Source organism: Methylobacterium sp. WL116 (assembly GCF_008039455.1).
Taxonomy (GTDB): domain Bacteria; phylum Pseudomonadota; class Alphaproteobacteria; order Rhizobiales; family Beijerinckiaceae; genus Methylobacterium.
Window position 1 is genome coordinate 1 of the sequence record NZ_VRUV01000330.1, and the last position, 5,123, is coordinate 5,123.

Annotated in this window: 6 protein-coding genes; 1 reads left to right on the forward strand and 5 read right to left on the reverse strand. The window is 69.4% G+C overall.

Features of this window, described 5'->3' with window-relative positions; translation table 11 throughout:
* Positions 1-479 (forward strand): thioredoxin family protein (locus FV223_RS19500; RefSeq protein ID WP_187276185.1); only part of this gene is annotated, 479 nt, incomplete at its 5' end.
* A 208-nt stretch (positions 480-687) separates the two neighbouring features.
* Here the strand turns inward: FV223_RS19500 and phoB are convergent.
* From phoB to pstC, 5 genes are all read right to left on the reverse strand, one after another.
* Positions 688-1,389, reverse strand: a complete 702-nt coding sequence (gene phoB / locus FV223_RS19505; RefSeq protein WP_147728560.1) for a phosphate regulon transcriptional regulator PhoB — start codon at positions 1,387-1,389, stop codon at positions 688-690.
* A gap of 180 nt (positions 1,390-1,569) precedes the next feature.
* Positions 1,570-2,283, reverse strand: a complete 714-nt coding sequence (gene phoU / locus FV223_RS19510) for a phosphate signaling complex protein PhoU (protein WP_147728561.1) — start codon at positions 2,281-2,283, stop codon at positions 1,570-1,572.
* A 32-nt stretch (positions 2,284-2,315) separates the two neighbouring features.
* Positions 2,316-3,134, reverse strand: coding sequence for a phosphate ABC transporter ATP-binding protein PstB (gene pstB / locus FV223_RS19515; protein ID WP_147728562.1), 819 nt, complete (start codon positions 3,132-3,134; stop codon positions 2,316-2,318).
* Positions 3,135-3,165: 31 nt separating this feature from the next.
* On the reverse strand, positions 3,166-4,056 hold the full coding sequence (gene pstA, locus FV223_RS19520) for a phosphate ABC transporter permease PstA (protein WP_147728563.1): 891 nt from the start codon (positions 4,054-4,056) through the stop codon (positions 3,166-3,168).
* Positions 4,057-4,066: 10 nt separating this feature from the next.
* Positions 4,067-5,047: a phosphate ABC transporter permease subunit PstC gene (gene pstC, locus FV223_RS19525; protein ID WP_147728564.1), complete on the reverse strand. Its 981-nt coding sequence runs from the start codon at positions 5,045-5,047 to the stop codon at positions 4,067-4,069.
* Positions 5,048-5,123: the final 76 nt, after the last annotated feature.

Here is a 5,123-nt window from a genome sequence, read left to right on the forward strand (position 1 = left end):
GCCTCGCGGTGCTCGCCGTCGCCGGCGTGGCGGGGCTCGCCCTCACCCTCGATCACGACCGCGTCGCACCGGGGGCTCAGGCCCGGGCCGAGGGGATCGAGCCGTTCACGCAGGCCCGCCTCGACGCGCTGCTGGCGAGCGGCCGGCCGGTCTTCGTCGACATGACGGCGGCGTGGTGCATCACCTGCCAGGTCAACGAGCGCACCTCGCTCGGGACGGCGGCGGTCGGCGCGGCGATGCGCGCGCGCGACGTCACGTATCTCAGGGGCGACTGGACCAACCAGAACCCGGAGATCACCCGCCTGCTCGAGCGCCACGGCCGGAGCGGCGTGCCGCTCTACCTGCTCTACGCGGGTGCCAGAGAGCCGACGGTTCTGCCGCAGATCCTCACCGAGGGGACGATGCTGAGCGCGCTGGACGCCGTGAAGGCGACGGGCCGCAGCGCGGGGCTCGACGGCGGGGGGACGAAGGTCCCCTGAAGCTTGGTAAAAATATAATTTTCGTAGGACTGAAATCACTTCAGTGTGCGCGACGGCTCCCTCTCCCATGGGGAAAGGGTTGGGGTGAGGGGCGTGACCGACCCGGATGACTCACGCCCCTCATCCTGTCCTTCTCCCCATGGGAGAAGGGACCCACGGCAGGTCGCGGATCGTTGCGATCGCTTGAGCCGTCCACCGAAAGCCGAACTCAATCCTCGCCCGAGAACGTCTCGTCGAAGGCGTACCCCGAGCCGCGGACGGTGCGGATCGGGTCGGTCTCGCCGGCGCGGTTCAGGGCCTTGCGCAGGCGGCCGACATGCACGTCGACGGTGCGCTCGTCGATGTAGACGTCGTGGCCCCATACGCCGTCGAGGAGCTGCTCGCGGGAATAAACCCGGCCGGGGCTCTGCATCAGGAACTCGAGCAGCTTGAACTCGGTCGGCCCGAGGTGGATCTCGCCGCCGGCCCGGCGCAGGCGATGGCTGTCGCGGTCGAGCTCGATGTCGCCGGCTTCCAGCAGGTTCGCGACGTGGCTGGGCTTGGCGCGCCGCAGCAGCGCGCGGACGCGCGCCAGCAGTTCCGGCACGGAGAACGGCTTGACGATGTAGTCGTCGGCCCCCGTCCCGAGGCCGCGGATGCGGTCGCCCTCCTCGCCGCGGGCGGTGAGCATGATGACCGGCAGGGACACCGTCTCGCGCCGCGCCCGCACCCGGCGGCACAGCTCGATTCCGGAGAGCCCCGGCAGCATCCAGTCCAGCAGGATCAGGTCGGGCACCTGCTCCTGCAGGCGCAGCTCGGCCTCGTCGCCGCGGGCGGCGGAATCGACCTCGAAGCCCTCGGCTTCGAGGTTGTAGCGCAGGAGGGTGGTCAGCGCCTCCTCGTCCTCGACGATCAGGATCCGCGTACGCATGCAGGGCACTCCCGGGCGGACCGCCCGACTTTCTCATCCATCGCCACGGACCTCCCTCCCCCCTGAAGCGGGTCGGGAGAGGGGAGCGCCGTGTCCCGCGCGGTCGCTCCCCTCTCCCGACCCCCGCTCACGCGAGGCCCACCCTCCGCCGCAGAGGAGGAGGGGAGGAGACGGCAGCCCTCAGGCGCCCGGTGCCACCGTCGCGTAGTTCGAGGCGTCGTTCTTCGGGCGGTCGCCCGCGAGGTTCTCGCCGGTGGACAGGTAGTGGATCGTCTCGGCGATGTTGGTGGTGTGGTCGCCAATGCGCTCGACGTTCTTGGCGCAGAACAGAAGATGCGTGCAGAACGAGATGTTGCGCGGGTCTTCCATCATGTAGGTCAGCAGCTCGCGGAACAGCGAGTTGTACAGCGCGTCGATCTCGCCGTCCCGCTCCCACACGTTGTGGGCCGCGTTGACGTCGCGGCTGGCATAGGCGTCGAGCACGTCCTTGAGCTGCTCCTGGACGAGGTCGCTCATGTGCTGCACGCCGAGCACGATCTTCTGGGCCTGGGCCTGGTCGCTGATCGCGACGACGCGCTTGGCGATGTTCTTGGCGAGGTCGCCGATGCGCTCGAGGTCGCCCGAGACGCGGATCGCCGAGATCGTCTCGCGCAGGTCGATCGCCATCGGCTGGCGCCGGGCGATGAGCAGCACCGCGCGCTCCTCGATCTCGCGCTGCAGCGTGTCGAGGCGCTTGTCGGCGACGATCACCGCCTGGGCGAGCTGGGTGTCGCGGCGGACGAGCGCGTCGGTCGCCTCGGTCATCATCTTCTCGGCGACGCCGCCCATCTCGGAGATCGAGCGGCGCAGGTCTTCGAGGTCGGTGTCGTAGGACGTGACGATGTGGCCGGGCATGGGCGTGGGTCCTCGAACGATCCGGGTGCGGCTCAGCCGAAGCGGCCGGTGATGTAGTCCTGGGTCTGGCGCACCGTCGGGTTCATGAAGATGCGGTTGGTCGGGCCGACCTCGATGACCTCGCCGAGATACATGAAGGCGGTGAACTGCGAGATGCGGGCCGCCTGCTGCATGTTGTGCGTCACGATGACGATCGTGAACTCGCTGCGCAGCTGCTCGATCAGCTCCTCGATGCGGCCGGTCGAGATCGGGTCGAGGGCCGAGGTCGGCTCGTCGAACAGGATCACCTCCGGGCTCTGGGCCACCGTGCGGGCGATGCACAGGCGCTGCTGCTGGCCGCCGGAGAGGCCCATGCCGGACTGCTTGAGCTTGTCCTTCACCTCGTCCCACAGCGCGGACTTGCGCAGGGCCGATTCGACGCGGCCGTCGAGCTCGGACTTCGGCAGCTTCTCGTAGAGCCGCAGGCCGAAGGCGACATTGTCGTAGATCGACATCGGGAACGGCGTCGGCTTCTGGAACACCATGCCGATGCGCGAGCGCAGCTCGTTCAGGTCCACGCCGGAATCGAGGATGTTCTGGCCGTCGAGCAGCACCTGCCCCTCGGCGCGCTGCTCCGGGTACAGGCTGTAGATCCGGTTGAAGGTGCGCAGCAGGGTCGACTTCCCGCAGCCCGAGGGGCCGATCAGCGCGGTCACCTGCCGGTCGTGGAAGTCGAGGTTGATGTTCTTCAGGCTGTGGAACTGGCCGTAGTAGAAGTTCAGGGCCTGGGCGCTGATGCGGATCGGCGCGTGCTCGTCGGCCGGGTTGCGGCCGTCGAACCGGGTGGCGTTGATCGCGGGAGCGGCGTTCATCGTCGTGTTCCTCGTGGATGCCGGCGGCGGATCAGCGGGCGCGCTGCGGCTTGATGACGAAGCGGGCGACGACCGAGAGCAGCAGGATCGTCATGGTGATCAGGAGCGCGCCGGCCCAGGCGAGCTGCTGCCAGTTCGGGTAGGGCGAGAGGGCGAACTGGTAGATCATCACCGGCAGGTTCGCGACGCCGCCCATCAGGTCCGGGCTGAACCACGAGTTGTTGTTGAGCGCCGTGAACAGGAGCGGCGCGGTCTCGCCGGCGATGCGGGCCAGCGCGAGGATGATGCCGGTGACGATGCCGGCCGAGGCCGCCCGCCAGGTCACGCTGCGGATCACCGTCGACATCGGGGCGCCGAGCGCCACGCCGGCCTCGCGCAGCGTGCCGGGGACGAGGCGCAGCATGTCCTCGGTGGTGCGCACGATCACAGGGGTCGCGATAATCGCCAGCGCGACGCCGCCGGCCCAGCCGGAATAGGTCCCCATCGGCCGCACCATCAGGGTGTAGACGAACAGGCCGATCAGGATCGAGGGGGCCGAGAGCAGGATGTCGTTGAGGAAGCGGATCACCTCGGCGAGCTTCGAGCCGCGGCCGTACTCGGCGAGGTAGGTGCCGGCCATCAGCCCGATCGGCGTGGCGATGAAGATGCCGATGCCGGTGAGCACGAGGCTGCCGAGGATGGCGTTGGCGATGCCACCGCCTTCCGAGCCGGGGCCGGGGGTCGGCTGGGTGAACAGCAGCGGCGAGAATCCGCGCGCGCCCTCGACGATGAGCATCAGCAGGATCGAGCCGAGGACGAAGGCGCCGAGCACGGTGGCCGCCAGGCAGGCGATCCGCAGCGTGCGGTCGGCGACCCGGCGGCTGCCGCGGATGCGGGCCGGCTTCAAGGCCGGCGCCGGACGGATCGTGTTGGGAGCGTCCATGGCGGGTCCCTCAGGCGACCTTGACGCGGCGCGTCAGGAAGCGGGCGATGATCAGGACGACGAAGGTGATCGCGAACAGGATGCAGCCGAGCGCCATCAGGGAGTTCAGCTGCAGGCCGTCGGCCTCGTTGAACTCGTTGGCGATGCGCGAGGCGATGGTCGAGCCGGGATCGAACACCGAGGCCGAGAGGCGGTTGGCGTTGCCGACCACGAAGGTCACCGCCATGGTCTCCCCGAGGGCGCGCCCGAGGCCGAGCATAATCGCGCCGATGATCGAGACCGAGGCCTGCGGCAGCAGCACGTGGCGGACCACCTCCCAGGTGGTGCAGCCGATGCCGTAGGCGCTCTCGCGCAGGATCGTCGGGATCTGGTCGAGCATGTCGCGGGCGATCGAGGCCACGAACGGCACGATCATGATCGCCAGGATGATGCCGGCGGTGAGCACGCCGACGCCCGAGGGCACGCGGGCGTAGAACAGCGTGCCGACGATCGGCATGCCCTCGACCAGGTTCGACACCGGCATCTGCACGAATCGGGCGAAGAGCGGCGCAAAGATGAACAGGCCCCACATGCCGTAGATGATGCTGGGCACGGCGGCGAGCAGCTCGATCGTCATGCCGACGGGCTTGCGCGCCCAGCCGGGGCAGAGCTGCGTCAGGTAGATCGCGATGCCGAGCGAGATCGGCACGCCGATCACCAGGGCGAGCACCGCGGAGGCGAGCGTTCCGGTGACGGCGACCAGGGCGCCGTACTGCTCGGTGCCGATGTTCCAGGCGCTCGAGGTGAGGAAGCCGAAGCCGAACTCGCGGAAGGCGGGCCAGCCGCCGTAGAGGATCGAGCCGAGGATGCCGGCGAGCACCAGCAGCACCAGCAGGGCCGAACCGTAGGCGGCGGCGCGGAACAGGGCGTCGAGGCCCTTGCTCGGCCCCTTGCGCAGGCGTGCGCCCGAGGCGGCGCGCGTCACGGCGATCTGTTCAGTCAAGGCGGTCATCCGCGGTTCTTTTCACCGGCTGGCGTGGTAGCGCGCCGAACGGCCGGGCGCGAGGGCGGGGCCGGACGCGCGGGCG

Bases quoted from the DNA above. Each gene is read 5' to 3' on its own strand.
- phoB (WP_147728560.1), bottom strand. From the start codon at position 1,389: ATGCGTACGCGGATCCTGATCGTCGAGGACGAGGAGGCGCTGACCACC.
- phoU (WP_147728561.1), bottom strand. From the start codon at position 2,283: ATGCCCGGCCACATCGTCACGTCCTACGACACCGACCTCGAAGACCTG.
- pstB (WP_147728562.1), bottom strand. From the start codon at position 3,134: ATGAACGCCGCTCCCGCGATCAACGCCACCCGGTTCGACGGCCGCAAC.
- pstA (WP_147728563.1), bottom strand. From the start codon at position 4,056: ATGGACGCTCCCAACACGATCCGTCCGGCGCCGGCCTTGAAGCCGGCC.
- pstC (WP_147728564.1), bottom strand. From the start codon at position 5,047: ATGACCGCCTTGACTGAACAGATCGCCGTGACGCGCGCCGCCTCGGGC.